Here is an 18349-nt window from a genome sequence, read left to right as displayed (position 1 = left end):
TCCAGTCATCATTTAACTTGTCAATTGCCGATGAACCTGATCCGAAAGTCAAACGCTTTTTCAAACGGAAAGAAAAGCTATAAAAACAATAAAACATTTGCTATAGTCAAAGTATACTACAGAATAAGGAGCGGGTTGTATTGAAAGCTATCCATCCTTTGTCACACCTTCCCACGACATCTTCACTAAAGGCACCAAGTATTGTAAAAGAGCAAACGGCTACGTTATCTTTTGCGTCCATTTTGCAATCGTTACAAACGCAAACGGTTCATAGTGGCATAGCCACAAATGACCATAACATGAGCCAACCTACATTCCCAACGCTCCTACATGGCAATGTAACAGATGGGATGTCTAACTCATTACCAACGACGCCTTTTAACGCTTACATCCAAGAAAGTGCTGCTAAATATGGGGTAGATGAACGTCTAATTTATGCAATTATTGAAAATGAATCATCGTTTAACCCTAATGCTACTAGTCATGCTGGCGCGCAAGGGTTAATGCAACTCATGCCTGGTACTGCACGATCATTAAATGTCGACAACCCTTATGATCCAAGAGCGAATATTGATGGTGGTACGCGATACATACGTGACATGTTAAATCGCTACAATGGTGATGTAACACTCGCTTTGGCTGCTTACAATGCTGGACCTGGTAATGTTGATCGTTACAATGGCGTTCCTCCATTTAGGGAAACTGAGCGGTATGTTCCTAAAGTACTAAACACATACAATGGACTTGCCTAACTTATTAAATAAGAAGCATGAACTGTCATTATGAACGACCGACAGTTCATGCTTCTTTTTGTCCAGTTCATACTATTTGCCGAGATCTTCACTCGTTGCTACAATGATAATAGTTCGTTATAAGGGAGCTAACAAGTTATGACAATCATTCAACCAACGTCATTATTTGAACGTCTTGGCGGAACAGAAGCTCTTGAGCGAGTGATTGGGACCTTTTATGATTACGTCTCTGAGCATCCTGATCTTAGTCCATTATTTCCAGAAGAATTAACCGAAACGAAGCGGAAACAAGTTCAATTTATGACACAATTCACAGGGGGACAACCCTTATATACTGCAGAGCATGGGCATCCGAGACTTCGAGCAAGACATTTGCCATTTGAAATTACACCGAGACGCGCAGAAGCATGGCTCGTATGTATGAAGCTTGCCATCGAGGATCATGACCTACCACAAGAAGCTACAGAAGAATGGTTTCATCGATTATCACTTACAGCTTCACACATGGTAAATCAACATTAGATCTTGAAAGGGGGATGTACCTTGGTAATGACAAAAGAACAGTGCAATTATTATACAGGGACTTGCGGTGAGGCTGCTGGCGATCAACGAGAGCACCTCATCAACGATCATCGTGTAGAAATTTATGTATTTACTGATCCTCTTTGCCCACTGTGTTGGGGCATTGAGCCAAAACTAAAGAAATTACTCAATGAGTATAATCAATATATTAAAGTACGGTATGTAGTCATGCCCGAAAACGCAAGTGCACGAATTCATGAGCAAAACCAACGTACACTTTCAGATCTATGGGACATTACGAGTACGCAAACAGGGATGTGTTGTGACGGAGATTTTTGGTACGAGAACCCGATTTCTGTTCCTGAAACACCGTCGATTGCTATAAAAGCAGCAGAGATGCAAGGCAGACAATGTGGCATGCGCTTTTTAAGGCGTGTGCGAGAAGCGTTATTCCTAAACAAGCAAGATGTGACAGACGACCATGTATTACTCAAATGTGCACAAGAAGCAGGTCTAGACGAGATTGAATTTCAAAAAGACTTCCATTCTGACTTGGCTAAACAAGCATTAGAAAGTGATCTTCGCACGAAGAATGAAATGGGAGTCAGTGAAGTACCATCTATGATTTTCTTTAATGATTGTATTGAAGATGCAGGTGTGATGATCTCGGGACTACATTCGTATGATGTGTATGAAGATATTCTCACTGAGGTATTAGGCAAAACACCAGTGCCCGAGATGAAACACGATTTATTGTCTTTCGTCAGGCATTATTCACTCGTTGCAACCGCAGAAATTGCGGAAGTGTTTGATTTGACGACAAAAGAAACCAAATCAGCGATGAAACGATTACAACTTCAACAAAAAGTTGAATGCGTTCCTGTAAAGCACGGTGAGTTTTGGAAATACAATTGTCGAACGGAAGAGTAATGACTCTTCCGTTTTTTTTAGCATGTTTACCATTACTACGTACATATACTGTACTTAGATTGGAGGTAGCATGATGAAACCATTCGTTTTAGGAATTACAACAATCGTAGTTAGCTACGTTCTCTTTCTAATGTCTGTACTTCGGTTTATTCCTTTATGGGTTGCTGTTCCATTGCTATTCATATCTATTTTGTTTACCGTTCATTTGTTCAATGAACGTAAACGGTTTAAAGGCTTTTCTTAAATTAACCAAGCTCTGCTCTCGTAATTGAGCAGTTAGAATATAAAAAGCACGTTTGATCGTAACGATGACCTTCATCCGCTGACTTTGGGAATGGGTGAGTGGCTCCTCGATTCGCCAAGGTGGTCATTCGTTTATACAAATAAAAGTATTGAACCATCGCAAGTTCCGCCTGGCGTTCGGTAATTTGCAATTGTTTTGCTATTTCTGATCTTTCCCTTTCAATCCATTCCTCTAAACCTTGATCTTGATGCTTTTGCAAGTTTAAATAGACGTACAATTGCCAAATTAACGGGGGTTCATTAATATACACTTGTGCCGGAACGTACCATCCGACTTCGGAAGGATGTAAGTGGATTGGACACCGGGCAGCCAATAGCTCCTCCTGCACGAGTAACGACAGCCCTTTTGCTAGTTGCCTCTTCCCATAACGGCACTCATTTTTATAGATCAGCTGGCCAGATAATTGTTCTAAATTAACTGAGGATGGCTGAATGATTTTTTTGAAACTGGAATATGTGTAAGGCAGTGATTCTGTAAATGCAGAGGATTTGCGAGGAGAAAGATAACTCACAAGCGTTACCATTTGCAACTGCTTTCCGATGAACAACAAACGAGGATAAGAATGTGGAAAAACGCTACACGTTTCAAGTTGCCACTCTTGCAAATACACAGAACTTGATGAACGATGCAAATACCGCTCTGGCAAAACCCAAATGACTTGAATTCCATGGTTAAAGTAGTTAGACGAGCGTCGTTTAATTTCTTTTCTTTCAATTGCTGAGCATTGTACTTCAAACACATATACCGCCCCATTTATAACGCACCAGACATCTGGTCGTTGATTGACATCGGGCAACCACTTTTCGATTTCAAGATCATCGGCAAAAGGACGCAACCACTCATACAATTGTTGTTTTCCTTGCAAATGCTCTTCTGTCTCTTCTTCTTTCTTTGAACAAATTGATTGACTTGTATGCGCAAAATGAGGTCGCTTAGCAAGTCCATTTTTGTAGATTACCTCTTCATGACATTGGGGGCAATGCCATGTAGTCGCTCGCATTTTTGTTGAATCCTTTTGTAAATGTAAAAGACAAATCGTTTCACCATGACTATTAATCGCTGTGAACATTGTCCACTTCCTCTCATAACCCCTTTAATTAATAGGTAATTCGTCATAGGAATAAAAAATCCTGCAAAAAAGCAAATCCAATTGGATTCACTTTTTTTATGAGAAGTGCGTGGATATGACATGCAATCCATTTTCACTAACAATTGTATTGCCGTATTCTTTAATACGATAAATCGATACGTCTGATTCATTTCCGAACTCTAAGACGCGACTTAAAATATTGTCTTGCTCATCTTCATCGTAGAAATCATCAAATTCAATATGCAAGTAATACGTGTTCTCCATTGAGTAAACTTCATTTTTAACTTGGTTCAATGTGACAGATTGACTCAATCGAATTAAATCTTCAAAATCAGCAAACGCAATGACAATACTTAATGGATCTTCAACAGTTCCCGCATCTCTTTCCTTCTTACGACTACGTAGCTGCTCATCCAGCATATCTACAATGCTTTCATCCATATCATCATCTTTGTCTTTAGAAACTGGGATTTCAAGCTTCACATTGCCATCATTCATCTGGCCACGTGTAACGACAATCTCCAGTCCTTTATCAAATGCCTGAACTTGAATCCATAGAGGGCCCTCAATCTCGAAATTCTCGTGATCATGCGCTTCATTAATCATCTCAAAGAAAAACTCTTCTCCACGCTCACGATTGTACCAGATCTCTTCGCTGTCAAAACCTCTATCCTCAATATCAGCATAGGTAATATAAAATTTAATGGTTGTATCATTAATTCTTTCTATTTCCACGATTTCTCCCTCCTCGGGTTAAAGTGGATGCTCACATTCTTCATGGAGATGTGTTCGTGGTCTCTACATTATATTCTATACGAACTCTCCGGCTTTGTTAAGGATAACTGTACCATTTCTCATGAAAAGAATGCTATTCCTAAGGTTGTTCATTTATACCATTTATCAAATGGAATTTCAAGAGCCACATGTGTCATGAAATGTGATCTTAAAAGGTGTTTTATTAGTGTATATCAGAGTGCATACATTTATGAAGTAATTTGCTCATTTAAAGAAAAAAACTTCTACCCGCAAGGTGATAGAAGTTTTACTTTGTCAATTAACGAGCTTCTGCGCTTCTTGCAAGAAATATGTGCGAATTTGGCGTGGTAAGAAACGGCGAATCTCCGCTTCGTTGTATCCGACTTGAAGACGCTTCTCATCAAAAATGATCGGTCTTCGTAGCAAACCAGGGTGTTCACTAATTAACTCAAAGAGTTGCTGGAGTGGTAACGTGTCCACATCAACATTAAGCTCTTGAAAAATCTTCGAGCGCTTTGAGACAATCTCATCGGTTCCATCTTCAGTCATGCGAACAATATCTTTAACCTCAGCAACTGAAAGAGGTTCTGAAAAGATGTTGCGCTCTTGAAACGGGATGCTATGTTCTTCCAACCAACTTTTCGCTTTTCGACAAGAAGTACAGCTCGGCGAAGTTAACAACGTCACCATAGTAGGACCCTCTCCCTTTTGCAAATAAGTTCAATACTAAAATGATTACTATTCTCATTTCATCGTGTATTCCATAAAGCAAATTGCTCGTAAGTACACACTTGCTTTGCTTTAAAAAAGTGAGATTACATTCATTATACAATAATTATTCTAATCTAAGCAAGGTCAATTCTGTGAGCAATTCACCTGATTTTCTCTTCACATTTGACTTGTACCCTTCACACTCTTTCCCTAAACCTTTTTTCCTAAAAAAATAAACAAAAGCTTAGATTACTTTGTAAAATATGTGCGTTTCGGCGCGTAATTTGTCCCTTCCGAGTAGGTATTTCCAGCATTCCAAATAAGGTATTCATCAATCCCGTGATCTTGTAGCGCTTGAATTTGAGCTTCAACTTCTTCGGGTCCGTATGGAATGTAATTGCCTTCGCCGAGCCATGACGCAGTAAAATCTTGAATCCACGGACGTGTGATCGGTGGTGATGATAATTCGCTTATCCGCTGATTTTCAACCTTTGCATACGCACTAATTAGCTCATACGGCATCGTGTCCGGTGCTTCAATACCGAAATTCCCACTCCAATGACTCGGATAAATCATTGAAGAAATGACGTCCACTGATTCTGCAATTCGGGAGAAGTTCTGTCCAATCCCAGCCGATTCTTGCTCAACCGTTGCATAACCAAATAGATCGACAGAGACATCAACATCAAACGGCTCTAATTCTTCTTTTGCAAACGATACGAAGTCTGTGACTGCTTGGACACGATCAAAGCGATCATAATTGCCAATTGAATATTCAAGCTCACGATCTCTCGTCTCAAAGCCTTCAGGGAAACGAACATAATCAAATTGAATCTCTTTAAACCCTGCCATAGCTGCTTCTTTTGCAATCATGATGTTGTGGTGCCAAACTTCCTCGAGAAAAGGGTTCACAAACGCTTCTCCTCTTCCATTAAGCCAAACGTCACCGCTTTCATCTAGAAACGAAAGTTCTGGCTTTTTGTTCGCAAGAAGTGAGTCTTTAAAAACGACAATTCGCGCAATCGGATACACGTTGTGATCGTTAAGTTCTTTCATCACTGCATCTAAATCTTGAATGTAGTTCGTTGCAATTTCTTTATATGTAGTCGAATGCCCAGGGTTGTATGTTACGTTCCCGTAGTCATCTTTTATATCAATTACCATTGCATTCAGATCACTTTCATCTACAAGAGATAATAATGAATGGAATCTGCTACTACCTGCAGAATGGCTTGATACGTAAATGCCACGAACTGCATCATTGTTAGAGAAGCGTTCAACGTTCAACATTGAATGCTTCTCTAATTCATGAATTTCTTTTCCTGAAATCGATTGATGGGCTTCAATCGTCATAGGAGAATAAAAGAATAGAAAAAGTCCTATTGTAATTAACAACACAACATGACGCACCGTCAAAACTTCCTTTCGCTACTAAGTAGTTCGAAGATGTCCGACGAGCGCCCACTCATGAATCACATAATCTCTTGCACCGTGTACAACGTATGGATCTTCATTCACCAATTTCTCCACAGCGTCATAAGATGGGGATTCGTAAATAATAAGACCTCCAGAACCGTCAACGAAAGGACCTCTAGCAAGTACATGCCCTGTTTCGTGTAACCGTTCCAAGTAATCTAGATGTGCTGGTCGGTGTTCTTTCGATTTCTCTTCGTCTTTTAATGGTAAAAACACTGCATAAGTTGCCATGAATAATCGTCTCCTTTTACTATGTTCAAATGTTCCAACGTCTATGGCTGGTAATTATTTGTTTCCCTTTAAACGTATCAAAACAAACGTGTTCATGACAGGTTTCTGTGTGAAACTGTGAATTTTGGGTATACTATCCTTGGAAATACATATAAAGGATGTCGATAAATGGTTTACTTTCTGTTTATTTTAGCTGTTATCGTAACTGTTCTTGCTGCAATCAAGATCAGTACGTATGCCGATGCAATCACCCGTCTCTCTTCAGTCGGTTCCCTGTTTGTCGGTACGTTCCTTCTTGCTGGAGCAACTTCTTTGCCGGAAGTGACGACAAGTGTTACCGCTGTATTTCTAGAAAACCCTGATATGGCTGTTGGAAACGTACTCGGCAGCAATTTATTTAACTTATCAATTCTTGCTGTATTTCTAATTATTTATCGACATCGCGCAATCTTAAGTTCTGTTCACAAAGAACAACGACACACCGCAATCTTAGGTGTATTAATGACAACATTCGTCGTTGTTGCCCTCTTTTATACGATTGAAATCCTGTTGTAAACATCGGGATTGAATCACTTGTTCTACTCGTTCTTTATGGACTAAGCATCTGGCTTTTACGCGGTGCTGATGAGCAGAATAGTGATGCTGGTGACGAAAAAGTGACAGAGGAGAAATATACGTTAAAACATGCCATTACCGGATTTGTTATTGCTGCGATTATCATCTTAATCTCAGGTACGGTTTTAACGTTTAGTGGTGATCAAATCGCGATCTTAACAGGTTTAGGTTCGAGTTTTGTCGGAAGCTTTTTAATTGCTACGAGTACATCCCTACCTGAAGTTGTAACCGTTTATGTTGCGCTTAAACTGAACAACCACAACCTTGCAGCAGCGTCTATTTTCGGCAGCAATTTATTTAACTTACTCATCTTAGTTCTTTGCGACTTTCTTTACCCTGGTTCAATCTTACTTGCCGCTTCACCGACGAATATATACACCGGAGGGTTCTTACTTTTAAGCAGCCTCGTCGTCACCATTGCCATTTTTAGAGCACAAACGAAGCGACTGAGCATTGCGCTCCCCTTATTAATGCTCTTGTTTTACGCTTCCTCTATGGTGCTTCTCTATCTGCTTCGTTAAGAATGAATGCAGCTTCTCTTTTTGAATCGGTCCAAAAAAACGGGCCGATTCTTCATTTTTTTCATCAAGTAACACGGTTAGTGGTACACCAAACACACCGTATTGTTTACTTACGGAACCCCCTTCATCGTAAAGCACTACATAAGGTAGCTGCTCACCAATTACTTTCACTTCTTCTTTGCTTTGCTCTTCATGAGTCATATTTATGGCCAATACTTGTACATTTTTATCTACTAATTCATCGTACGTTAACGCAAGTTCTGCAATTTCTTCTTGGCATACTTCACACCACGTTGTAAAAAAGACAATCAACTTTCGCTTTCCATCAAAATCACTCAGTTCGATTTGCTCACCGTCTGTACTTGTTAAAGTAAAGTTCGTTGGTCCATTTGCAGCTGCTTGCAACGGAAAGCAAAGTATAAGACCGATGGAGCAGAGACAGACAATGCTTTTCATGAATTCCATAGCAACCCTTCCTTCGTTTCTGCTATAATCAGTGTTTAAGGGAGTGGTCATTGACGTGAGGATCGTAACGATGGTTCTTGCAGTCTGTCTACTTGTATTCGTCATTTTGGATTACACGACAGGATACTCGTTTAGAGCAATTGCAATTGCCTTTTTACTCATATTGATTCCAACGTTCGTCTATGAACGATGGCGTAACAGAAAGCAAGAACGTACATTAAAAGATAACGAACAATAACAACCACCGTTTTTAGGTTATACGTTTCAATACAGATCCATGTATGGCCATTGTGAAAGGATGAAAAAAATGAAGCGAGTATTCTCTGGCATTCAACCGAGTGGTGTCATTACACTCGGCAATTATTTAGGGGCGTTAAAGCATTTTGTCGATCTCCAACATGACTATGAGTCATTGTTTTGTATTGTCGACCAACATGCGGTAACCGTTCCTCAAAACCCTGAAACACTAAAAGACAATAAGCGCAAGCTTGCAAGTCTTTACTTAGCAGCAGGAATAGATCCTAACAAATCAATTATCTTTAACCAATCAGAAGTTCCGGCTCACGCTCAACTTGGATGGATGATGCAATGCATTGCCTATATCGGAGAACTAGAGCGTATGACGCAGTTCAAAGATAAATCAGAAGGAAAAAATGGCGTGTCAGCTGCACTTCTTACGTACCCACCTCTAATGGCAGCAGATATTCTTTTATACAACACTGACGTTGTGCCTGTTGGTGATGACCAGAGACAACACTTAGAGCTTACAAGAACACTTGCTGAACGATTTAATCGCCAATATGCAGAGATCTTTACGGTCCCTGAAACGGTCGTACTCGGAAAACGAATTATGTCTCTACAGCAACCTGAAAAGAAAATGAGCAAATCTGATGAAAATCAAAAAGCATTCATTTCAATGCTGGATGATGAAAAAACGATTACGAAGAAAATCAAAAGCGCCGTAACCGATTCAGACAATCTCATTCGTTACGATGAGGACAACAAAAAAGCAGTTAGCAACTTGCTTACGATTTACTCCATTCTTTCTGGAAAAGAAATTAGTCAACTTGAAGCTGAATATGAAGGCAAAGGATACGGGGCTTTTAAAACCGACCTAGCTGAAGTAGCTGTTGAAGCACTACGACCGATCCAGTCGAGGTTTAAAGAGTTATATGAATCTGATGAAGTAGATCGTATTCTTGATGCAGGCGCAGATCGCGCAAATGAAATTGCAATTCCAATGCTACAAAAAGCAGAACAAGCGATGGGATTACTTCGAGACTAAAAAAACACCAGCGTATATACGCTGGTGTTTTTTATTAGTTCTTTTTCGTGTCATTTCTCCAAACTTTTCCTACAAAAAGGCTTCCGCCAATTGTTCCTACTGCCAAAAGAATGGTAAACACTTGCATGATTGTAATCGCAAGACCGTCCATGTTCTTCCTCCTTGTCCGTAAACCTACACTCATTTCATTATAATGAAAGATTGTTTTCATATAAATGGAGGACATCTATGTTCGCAAAAATGTTATTTATGCATTTCGCTCTCATGTTGCATGTCCCAGAGCTTCTCAAAGAATGGTTGGCCCTTTACTAGTGCTTCGCATAGTTCATAATGTTTTTCGGACCAGCCTTTGCGAATTTCAGTATACATATGATCCCATGCTTCATCTTTTGTAAGCATTTGAATGTCTATATATTTATCTGGTGACCATTCGGTATACCAATACCGTACCTCAGAGTCATACCCCGTCGTTTTTAATTGATCGACCGCCATAAATAACAATTGTTTTAGTTGACGTTCTCTTCTCGTTAATCCATACATATCATCAGGGTGTGGTGAAAGGATATGGTACTGCTTCTCTGATTTTTCTAGTGCCTCATATTCTCGTTCGTCTTCAAGTTGTACAATCGCTTCTAAAGCAAGCTTCTCTTGCCTAGGTGTTAAACGGCTTTTCCGAATCGGCGTTTCATATCCTAACGTATCAATGGCAATTGCGTTCTTTCCGTTCGTTGCAACGAAACAATAATCCAGTGGCAACTTTGACATATTTTTACGAAGTGCACTTTTTTTGTACACCGCATCTAAAAGTAATCTAGGAATTTCTTCTAAACTGTTTTCTAACTGAAAGAATAACGTCTCACTGACTTTGACGACTTCTGCTTGATCTAATACCTCAATCTTATCTTCGCTCTTCCATTCATGGAATGAGCATATATTATAACCATTCTCTTCGCCTTCAAACCAATTGACCCACACATCACGAATCCGTGCCATATGGACGCCCCCTTCCTCTACCATTTAAAATTGTACCTACAGTATAGTCGGGGACGATTTATTTTATTCGTGTTCACTCCTATGATTAACAATTTCATGTTTTTTCTTTTTTCTTCCATTCCTACGGTAGAGGGAGATAAAAGCTAACGATAAACCGCCAAATAAAAAGTATAATTCCGGTCGACGGATGATGAAATCCCAAAATTCGTGTAAGCTATAACCTGACACGATTAAATTGAGGTAAGCAACCATACCAACGCCACCAACTGTTGCTACACTAATGCCAAGTATTGCCATACAAATGCGAAACAGCATGGCACCTTCTCCTCTCATCTCTTCTTACTAAACTTTATGCACAAAAAATGATGCACATGTGCAGAAACGAGTGTGTGATATGAAGCTCATTGCAACGCATAAACAAACCGATTTTGATGGACTTGCTTCTTTACTAGCCGCAAAAAAACTCCACCCCGAAGCTACAATCTTACTCTCGGGTCAACTAAGCCCTGAAGTTCAGCAGTATGTAAGCTTGCATCGCAACAATTTCTCGTACATCGAGGAACGGGAATTACGTATTGATGAGCTTGATCAATTAATTCTCGTTGATACATCAGATGCAGCACGTTGTAGTAACAAGCTACAAGACATCCATCCATTAGAAACGATCATTTACGACCATCACCCAAATGCCCCTAAGGCCAAGGGCATTGTGGCAATGACAGGTGCGTGTGTCACACTATTGTTAGAGGAAATTTATAAGCAGAACTTAGCGATTGAACCTTGGGAACGAACATTATTTGCACTTGGATTGTATAGCGATACAGGCTCTTTTATGTTCGAATCAACGACAGCACGCGACGTAAAAATGTTAAATCAACTTTTCACAGACGGAATCTCATTGCTAACCGTCAACCAATTTCACTCTCAAACGTTAACAGAAACGCAACAACACTTACTAAAGCGTCTGTTGGACCACTATGAATCCATTCATCATGAAGGAATCTCTTTCATATACAGTGTGATTGAACTCGATCAACATGTTTCAAACTTAAGTGCGATTGTAGAACGGTGGGTACCATTAATCGGTGGTGACGGCTGCATTGCCATCGTTAAGATGAAAGACACCATTTTTGTCGTCGCAAGAAGTTCACATGAACGCTTTGATGTTCGTACCTTAATGGAATTACTCGGAGGAGGCGGTCATCACGCTGCTGCTGCTGCAACAACTAAAAACCAATCGATTCAAGACGTAGTTGACGTTATCATTCAGCAATATAAATCATCCATTAAGCCTGCAACGACTGTTCGTCAAGTGATGAGCACACCGGTAAAAACAGTTGCAATCGACGCTACGATCGATGATGTATTACAACGCTCGTTACGATTTGGCCACTCAGGTTTTCCAGTTGTCGATGAAGATCACTTACGCGGCATCATTTCCGTTCGGGATGCAAATAAAGCACACCATCACGGTCTTGGCCATGCTCCTGTTAAAGGTCACATGACTGAGAACGTAATTACGGTTACAGTAGACACCGCATTAGAAGAAGCTGAAACCCTTATTATTGATCATGACATCGGTCGTCTTCCTATTATTGAAGATGATCGATTAGTTGGAATTTTAACGAGGTCAGACCTTCTTCAATCGCTTTATTCAAGAAAGCCAACTGAACAAAAGTCTGATGCCTGTGTCCAGCTTCCTACTTTTATTCAAAAAGACCTAGAAAGTCTCGGTAGCCTCGCGGATGACTATGGTGTTCGCATTTATCTTGTAGGCGGGATTGTACGAGATCTTTTATTAGAGAAACCAAATGATGACATCGATATAGTTGTTGAAGGAGACGCCGTACAGTTTGCTAAATTTGTTGGACATTCATGGGAAAAGGAAGTGGTTGTTCATGAATCCTTCCAAACTGCAAAATTGAAAATCACAGATGACTTAACAATTGACTTAGCAACGACTCGTGCAGAGTATTATGACCACCCTTCAGCATTACCACAAGTTATTCGTACTCACTTAAAAGAAGATATGTACCGTAGAGATTTTACGATTAATGCGATGGCAATTTCCTTAAATCATGATTCATTTTTGAAGCTCATCGATCCTTTTGGCGGAAGACGAGACCTTGAAAAACAATTGCTTCGTCCTCTTCATAATCTTAGTTTTATTGAAGATCCAACTCGAATTCTTCGTGGGTTGCGGTTTGAAGATCGTTTTGGCTTTCGGTTGACCGAAGAAGCTGAACGCTTTGCTTCTGATGCGAAAAGCGCTATTTCAAAGCTTTCATTTGAACGTATTGGCCAAGAGTGGGTAAAAGTCACTCAAGAAAAAAGCTACCAACGCATCGCAAAACGACTTGATGAACTAAACTTACTCACTGCATTCTTTCCCGGTGCCACATACGCGTCAAATGTTGCAAGCGTCTACACTTGTCTAGCTAATGAGCGTTTAGATGAGCAACCGTTTTTTACGTTATATCCACTGTATGTGCAGAATGTCTCTTCTTTACAATTTATCGCGAAAACAAAATATGAAAGAAGAATCATGAAAGAGCTTATTGAACTAAATCACTTAGACGTTAAATCCCTACAAACATACGGTTCATGGCACGAAAAAGCGCATCACTTGCAGCAGTCATCACTGTTACTTTTTAATTGCGCGGTTTCACTGCCAATTTCATTAAGAAGCTATGTTACAAAACGTGAACACTTAGATGTACGATTGCGAGCTGAAGAGCTCATTGAACTCGGCGTTCAGAAAGGTCCTGAAATCTCAAGACGACTTCTACAGCTGGAATGCAAACAACTAGACAACCCGTCCTTAACAAAAGAAGAGTCCATTGCATTTATAAAAAAATTATCTTTATAAATTTGTAATAGATATTTTATAATCGCAATCTTTCTGTTATAATTATGAGTCGAAACGGAGGGGGACAGCAATGAGAAAGATTAACGACCTTTTATTTGGCAAAGTTACTATCAACAAGGTCTATTTCCTTCTTGTTCTTGTCATTCTGCTGGTTGCGATTCCACTGGGTTTTCAAAGCACAAACAGTCTCATTGCATCTGATGAGTTTGATGAGCAAACATTACATGCTCAACAAGCGATCAACGAATCTGTTAGTGACATTGAGGCGGTCGACGAACCGTTTCAAGTGCTGATGTTCTCAGTTAATGATCAAGAGTCAAATAACAGTTCAGCAATTATGCTTGCTCAATTTGACCCGGCCGATGGCGATACAAGAATCGTATCATTGCTTAGTGACAGCTACGTATCAGTACCTGGACATCAGAATCATAAGCTAGGCTCTGTTTATCAATTAGGGGGACTAGAGCTTTTAGAAAGCACACTACTAGAAAACTTCCAATTATCAGTTGACTATTTCGTTAAGGTAGATATAGAAGGATTCGCGAGCATGGTTAATACCATTGCTCCAACAGGAATCAACCTCGACAATCAACGATATTACGGAGAAGATTTCGTGCAAGATCTTCGAGATGTAGGTCAAGGGGAGTTTGATCGCACAAACCGACACCAACAAATCGTATCGCACATTCACGATTACTTGCTCGATAATATGACCGTTCGTGATGCACAAACGTTAATTGCAGCGTTCACGACACATCTAGAAACGAATATACCTACTGGTAAATTGTTTAGAATCAGCACAGATTATATTAATTCAGCATCTGATTCAATCGCAGCCATTACCATTCCATATAAAGATAGTTACACTTATGAATACTCTTTGAATAAAGATGAAGAAATCATTTCTTTCGACTCACAATTAAACAAAGATTACCTTCATTCGTTTTTAGATGAACAATTATCATCAGATGAACTCGCCCATGACATCGAATAACTCATGGCGAGTTTTTTCTGTAGGAGACTTGTGTACAGGTGAGAGCATTCCTTTCTTTCTTATTTACATTATCGTTTGTATTCGTTATTTTTTTCGTTATTCATTTTTATGAAGAACAACAATCTGAACGCAAAGCACTCGCTGAAGAAATCATTGTAGAAGAAGAATTACACCGAGAAATTGTCTCAAAGAAAGAAACGTTAATTGATCAAGCTTCTGAAATCGGAATTACAATCGTTATAACAGATGGGTATCGAACATTCGCTGAACAAGATGAGCTTTATGCAAGAGGCAGGCAAGACGACGGACAAATTGTCACCCACGCACAAGGCGGTGAATCGTACCACAATTATGGGCTTGCAATCGATTACGCACTTATGAATGACGCTGGAGAAGTCATTTGGGACATTGACTATGACGGGAATGGAAATGGCAAATCAGATTGGTACGAAGTCGCTGAAATTGCTGAATCTCTCGGGTTTGAATGGGGTGGACGCTGGACACACTTTCCTGACTACCCCCATTTGCAGATGACATTTGACTTCTCCATCCGTGAACTTCAAGAAGCACATGAAACGGTTCACACGGAATAAAAAAAGGCTTGCCATATACATGACAAGCCTTTTTGCTATTGCTTAAATCGTTTAAAGAGTAGGGTTGCATTATGCCCGCCAAAACCGAATGAATTGTTCAACGCGGCATCTCCGTTAAACGCTTTTTTCTCATTCGCCGCATAATCCAAGTCACATTCTGGATCTTTTTCATGCAAGTTAATCGTCGGTGGTGCGATTCGGTTTTCTAAAGCTTTAATCGTAAAGATTGACTCTACTGCACCCGTCGAACCGAGCATATGACCGGTCATCGATTTCGTAGAGCTTACGATTAGCTCTTTGGCATGATCTTGGAACACGTCCTTAATCGCCATCGTCTCGTATTTATCATTGTATGGCGTGCTCGTTCCATGCGCATTGATATAACCAACGTCTGCTTTATCAATACCCGCATCTTCAATTGCAAGTTCCATTGAACGTTTAGCTCCTTCGCCCTCAGGTGCAGGCGCAGTCATATGATACGCATCCCCTGTTGCCCCGTAACCAACGATCTCTGCATAAATATGAGCACCACGTTGCTGTGCACTTTCCAAAGATTCAAGAATTAAAATTCCAGCACCTTCACCGATCACAAAGCCATCACGATTTGCATCAAATGGTCTCGATGCTTCCTTAGGGTTGTCGTTCGTCGTAATTGCCTTTGCCGATGCGAAACCCGCTACTGCCATGCTCGTAATCGGAGCTTCACTACCCCCTGTAATCATAGCATCTGCCTCGCCACGTTCGATGACGCGAAACGCATCCCCAATCGCATTTGTTCCTGAAGCACATGCGGTTACTGTACAAGAGTTAATTCCTTTTGCGCCAAATCGAATCGATACTTGTCCAGCAGCCATATCCGGAATCATCATTGGTACGAAAAACGGACTCACTCTTCGAGCACCTTTTTCTAAAAACGTACGAAATTGTGATTCATACGTTTCCATACCACCAATTCCTGATCCAATCCAGACGCCAACTCTCGTAGCGTTATCGTCGTTAATTTCAAACTTCGCATCATCAAGAGCCATTTTCGCAGAAGCAACCGCGTATTGAGTAAAGCGGTCCATTTTACGCGCGTCTTTTTTATCCATATACTGCTCTGGATTGAAGTCTTTCACTTCACCAGCGACATGCACATTAAACAGTTCTCGATCTAAGCGTTCCATAAAGTCAATTCCAGTTTCTCCAGCTAATGCCCGACCAAACGAGCGTTCAACGTCATTTCCTAAAGGATTAACCGTACCCATCCCTGTAACTACTACACGACGTGTCATTTTCTTCTCTCCTTTAATACAAAAAATGATTTAACGACCCCAATAAAGTGCGATTCCACCCCATGCAAGGCCGGCGCCAAAGCCTACCATGACGACAAGGTCTCCGTCTTTAATCTTACCATCATTTAACTCTTCAACAAGAGCAATTGGAATGGATGCCGCTGATGTATTCCCATACTTGTGAACGGTCTCAGCCATCTTCTCTTTCGGCAAATCCAATCGTTGTCTCGCAGCTTCCATAATTCGTATATTCGCTTGGTGCGGAACGAGGAAATCTACATCATCTTTCGTTAAGTTCGCTTTTTCAACGAGATTCATACACGTATCACCCATTTGACGAACGGCAAACTTAAACACTTCACGTCCGTTCATACTAATTTTCGGGTCCGCTTTAATGTGATCTGCACCTGCACCATTTGCGCCTAGCTCAAAGGAAACAATTCCTCGGTTGTCTGCAACTGGTCCAACTACAGCAGCACCTGCACCATCTCCAAATAATACTGCGGTGTTGCGATCTTCAAAGTTCGTTACCTTAGAAAGCTTCTCAGCACCTACGACGAGAATCTTATCGTATGTACCTGTTTGAATAAATTGACTCGCTGTAACGACTCCGTATATAAACCCAGCACAAGCTGCACCAACGTCCATTGCAGCAGCATTTTTAGCACCGAGTCGCTCTTGGATCAACGTGGATACCGATGGAAACAAATAATCCCCTGTTACTGAAGCTACAACAATCAAATCAAGCTCTAAAGGATCTACTTCAGCATTTTTTAATGCGTCCAATGCCGCATAGTATGACATGTCCGAAGTATTAATATCATCATGTGCAAATACACGTTGTTCAATGCCCGTTCTTGAACGAATCCATTCATCTGACGTATCAAGTGATTGTTCAAATTCCGAATTCTTGACAACTTTTCCGTCCGTATAACGCCCAACACCATAAATCCCTGCTCGTCGCATCCCCGTGCCTCCCTAGTTCTACCTTAGTTTACACTTAGTATTATGACCTAGTACCAATTATAATGCAGATCATCATCGACTTCAATGACAAAAACCACAGATGAATAGATTCATCTGTGGCAAAAGGTTACCATTTCGGTCTTGGTCGCCCGTATGGACCAAAGTTCGGTCCAAAATTCGGGCCGAAGTTCGGTCCAAAACCCGGACCGTAGTTGGGTCCGAAATTCGGACCATAATTAGGACCGTAGTTCGGTCCCCCATAAAAATATCCCGGTGGTCCTGGGGGTCCCGGTGGCCCAGGAGGTCCTGGTGGACCGTACTTACATATCCCCACCAAAACCGCCAAAGAACAATGGTCCGACCGCTAAGCCTGCCAAAAAGGGCAAGAATGGACCAAAAAATCGTTCATCTTTTCCATGAGGGCCATGGTTACCTTGATGGCGAACAGGACGTTGACTATACGCTTGGCGATAAGGGTATTCTACATAACCACTATACCGCCCGTTCCTCACTGTATCTGCGTACGTTCGTTGCATGGGTACCTCCCTTTCTAATCGTTAACTATCCTATGATTAAACAAGGGTTTTGCGCCTGTACAACGGACAAAGATTTCACGAACGACGTAATACGAGAAACTCAACGAGAAACCCAGCTGCAATTGCCATTAGAATATTCCCCCACTCTGGCAAAGGCGTGAATAGATCAAGCATTAAATAGCTGCTAATCGCAATAATTCCAAATAAAATTATACCTAAAACGTGTCGATTCAATTTCATCACTACTCTCTGGTTCGCTCTCTCCATTGTAGCGCAACTTTCATCAGCTAAAAAGTAACGGTGTTGACGTGAGGATTTTTTGTAATGCTCGCTAATTGCTATAGCGCTTGGTTGGCACTTCGGGCTTGGGCTGCGCTATCCTATTCTTGTTCCGGGCTTCACCACTCTTATTCCGCGCACACTCTCTCTTGTTCCACGCTACTCGACTCTTGTTCCAGCGCTACTC

Annotated in this window: 24 protein-coding genes; 11 read left to right on the top strand and 13 right to left on the bottom strand. The window is 40.8% G+C overall.

Annotation, left to right across the window (positions count from 1 at the left end):
* The first annotated feature begins 149 nt into the window (after positions 1 to 149).
* From JCM19038_RS18810 to JCM19038_RS23020, 4 genes are all read left to right on the top strand, one after another.
* Positions 150 to 752 (top strand): lytic transglycosylase domain-containing protein, encoded by a 603-nt coding sequence (locus JCM19038_RS18810; protein ID WP_373903404.1) that lies wholly within the window; start codon positions 150 to 152, stop codon positions 750 to 752.
* Positions 753 to 890: 138 nt separating this feature from the next.
* Entirely contained in the window at positions 891 to 1274 is a 384-nt protein-coding gene (locus JCM19038_RS18805; RefSeq protein ID WP_042420847.1) for a globin, read from the top strand.
* A 27-nt stretch (positions 1275 to 1301) separates the two neighbouring features.
* Entirely contained in the window at positions 1302 to 2204 is a 903-nt protein-coding gene (locus JCM19038_RS18800; RefSeq protein WP_081831913.1) for a ClpXP adapter SpxH family protein, read from the top strand.
* A gap of 73 nt (positions 2205 to 2277) precedes the next feature.
* Entirely contained in the window at positions 2278 to 2448 is a 171-nt protein-coding gene (locus JCM19038_RS23020; protein ID WP_193745170.1) for a hypothetical protein, read from the top strand.
* A gap of 1 nt (position 2449) precedes the next feature.
* On the opposite strand, the gene JCM19038_RS18795 is transcribed toward JCM19038_RS23020, so the two are convergent.
* The 5 genes from JCM19038_RS18795 to JCM19038_RS18775 all read right to left on the bottom strand — a co-directional run bounded on the left by JCM19038_RS18795 (position 2450) and on the right by JCM19038_RS18775 (position 6772).
* A complete protein-coding gene (locus JCM19038_RS18795; RefSeq protein ID WP_042420845.1) occupies positions 2450 to 3577 on the bottom strand; it encodes a competence protein CoiA in 1128 nt (375 codons plus the stop codon).
* Between the two features lie 96 nt (positions 3578 to 3673).
* The gene (mecA, locus tag JCM19038_RS18790; protein ID WP_042420843.1) at positions 3674 to 4333 is read right to left on the bottom strand and encodes an adaptor protein MecA; all 660 of its coding nucleotides are present in this window, start codon (positions 4331 to 4333) and stop codon (positions 3674 to 3676) included.
* A 315-nt stretch (positions 4334 to 4648) separates the two neighbouring features.
* Positions 4649 to 5044: a transcriptional regulator SpxA gene (gene spxA / locus JCM19038_RS18785; protein ID WP_042420842.1), complete on the bottom strand. Its 396-nt coding sequence runs from the start codon at positions 5042 to 5044 to the stop codon at positions 4649 to 4651.
* Between the two features lie 270 nt (positions 5045 to 5314).
* A complete protein-coding gene (locus JCM19038_RS18780) occupies positions 5315 to 6475 on the bottom strand; it encodes a putative glycoside hydrolase (protein WP_052361997.1) in 1161 nt (386 codons plus the stop codon).
* Between the two features lie 21 nt (positions 6476 to 6496).
* On the bottom strand, positions 6497 to 6772 hold the full coding sequence (locus JCM19038_RS18775) for a YciI family protein (RefSeq protein ID WP_042420839.1): 276 nt from the start codon (positions 6770 to 6772) through the stop codon (positions 6497 to 6499).
* Between the two features lie 168 nt (positions 6773 to 6940).
* Between JCM19038_RS18775 and JCM19038_RS21385 the strand changes: the two genes are divergently transcribed.
* Together JCM19038_RS21385 and JCM19038_RS21380 are read left to right on the top strand one after the other, a co-directional pair.
* A complete protein-coding gene (locus tag JCM19038_RS21385; protein WP_052361995.1) occupies positions 6941 to 7327 on the top strand; it encodes a hypothetical protein in 387 nt (128 codons plus the stop codon).
* Between the two features lie 101 nt (positions 7328 to 7428).
* Positions 7429 to 7908: a hypothetical protein gene (locus JCM19038_RS21380; RefSeq protein ID WP_052361993.1), complete on the top strand. Its 480-nt coding sequence runs from the start codon at positions 7429 to 7431 to the stop codon at positions 7906 to 7908.
* Here the strand turns inward: JCM19038_RS21380 and JCM19038_RS18765 are convergent.
* Positions 7855 to 8373 (bottom strand): peroxiredoxin, encoded by a 519-nt coding sequence (locus tag JCM19038_RS18765; RefSeq protein ID WP_042420837.1) that lies wholly within the window; start codon positions 8371 to 8373, stop codon positions 7855 to 7857. The genes JCM19038_RS21380 and JCM19038_RS18765 overlap by 54 nt on opposite strands.
* A 55-nt stretch (positions 8374 to 8428) precedes the next feature.
* Between JCM19038_RS18765 and JCM19038_RS23015 the strand changes: the two genes are divergently transcribed.
* Both JCM19038_RS23015 and trpS read left to right on the top strand, forming a co-directional pair.
* Positions 8429 to 8611: a hypothetical protein gene (locus tag JCM19038_RS23015; RefSeq protein ID WP_042360727.1), complete on the top strand. Its 183-nt coding sequence runs from the start codon at positions 8429 to 8431 to the stop codon at positions 8609 to 8611.
* 69 nt (positions 8612 to 8680) lie between these two features.
* Positions 8681 to 9658 (top strand): tryptophan--tRNA ligase, encoded by a 978-nt coding sequence (trpS, locus tag JCM19038_RS18755; RefSeq protein WP_042420835.1) that lies wholly within the window; start codon positions 8681 to 8683, stop codon positions 9656 to 9658.
* A 243-nt stretch (positions 9659 to 9901) separates the two neighbouring features.
* On the opposite strand, the gene JCM19038_RS18750 is transcribed toward trpS, so the two are convergent.
* The gene (locus JCM19038_RS18750) at positions 9902 to 10651 is read right to left on the bottom strand and encodes a DUF3603 family protein (protein WP_042420832.1); all 750 of its coding nucleotides are present in this window, start codon (positions 10649 to 10651) and stop codon (positions 9902 to 9904) included.
* Between the two features lie 63 nt (positions 10652 to 10714).
* A complete protein-coding gene (locus tag JCM19038_RS18745) occupies positions 10715 to 10966 on the bottom strand; it encodes a hypothetical protein (protein ID WP_052361991.1) in 252 nt (83 codons plus the stop codon).
* Positions 10967 to 11045: 79 nt separating this feature from the next.
* On the opposite strand from JCM19038_RS18745, the gene JCM19038_RS18740 reads away from it, so the two are divergent.
* The 3 genes from JCM19038_RS18740 to JCM19038_RS18730 all read left to right on the top strand — a co-directional run bounded on the left by JCM19038_RS18740 (position 11046) and on the right by JCM19038_RS18730 (position 15107).
* A complete protein-coding gene (locus JCM19038_RS18740; protein ID WP_042420830.1) occupies positions 11046 to 13520 on the top strand; it encodes a CBS domain-containing protein in 2475 nt (824 codons plus the stop codon).
* A 70-nt stretch (positions 13521 to 13590) separates the two neighbouring features.
* A complete protein-coding gene (locus tag JCM19038_RS18735; protein ID WP_042420827.1) occupies positions 13591 to 14514 on the top strand; it encodes an LCP family protein in 924 nt (307 codons plus the stop codon).
* A gap of 38 nt (positions 14515 to 14552) precedes the next feature.
* Positions 14553 to 15107: a M15 family metallopeptidase gene (locus JCM19038_RS18730; protein ID WP_052361989.1), complete on the top strand. Its 555-nt coding sequence runs from the start codon at positions 14553 to 14555 to the stop codon at positions 15105 to 15107.
* Between the two features lie 35 nt (positions 15108 to 15142).
* Here the strand turns inward: JCM19038_RS18730 and fabF are convergent, their stop codons facing one another.
* The 5 genes from fabF to JCM19038_RS23005 form a co-directional block, all read right to left on the bottom strand.
* A complete protein-coding gene (gene fabF / locus JCM19038_RS18725; protein WP_042420825.1) occupies positions 15143 to 16381 on the bottom strand; it encodes a beta-ketoacyl-ACP synthase II in 1239 nt (412 codons plus the stop codon).
* A 30-nt stretch (positions 16382 to 16411) separates the two neighbouring features.
* Complete coding sequence (locus JCM19038_RS18720; RefSeq protein ID WP_042420823.1) at positions 16412 to 17347, bottom strand: beta-ketoacyl-ACP synthase III; 936 nt, start codon at positions 17345 to 17347, stop codon at positions 16412 to 16414.
* Positions 17348 to 17474: 127 nt separating this feature from the next.
* Positions 17475 to 17681, bottom strand: a complete 207-nt coding sequence (locus tag JCM19038_RS22495) for a hypothetical protein (protein ID WP_193745169.1) — start codon at positions 17679 to 17681, stop codon at positions 17475 to 17477.
* Positions 17668 to 17883 carry a hypothetical protein gene (locus tag JCM19038_RS24040; RefSeq protein WP_081831907.1) on the bottom strand — a complete coding sequence of 72 codons (216 nt, stop codon included), beginning with the start codon at positions 17881 to 17883 and terminating at the stop codon, positions 17668 to 17670. Before JCM19038_RS24040 ends, JCM19038_RS22495 begins: the two co-directional genes overlap by 14 nt.
* A 75-nt stretch (positions 17884 to 17958) precedes the next feature.
* Positions 17959 to 18117, bottom strand: coding sequence for a hypothetical protein (locus JCM19038_RS23005; protein WP_193745168.1), 159 nt, complete (start codon positions 18115 to 18117; stop codon positions 17959 to 17961).
* Positions 18118 to 18349 lie beyond the last annotated feature (232 nt).

The organism is Geomicrobium sp. JCM 19038, from assembly GCF_000698125.1.
Classification (GTDB): domain Bacteria; phylum Bacillota; class Bacilli; order Bacillales; family Marinococcaceae; genus Geomicrobium_A.
Note: the sequence above shows the minus strand (reverse complement) of the source record. Positions and strands in the feature narration are given on the sequence as shown.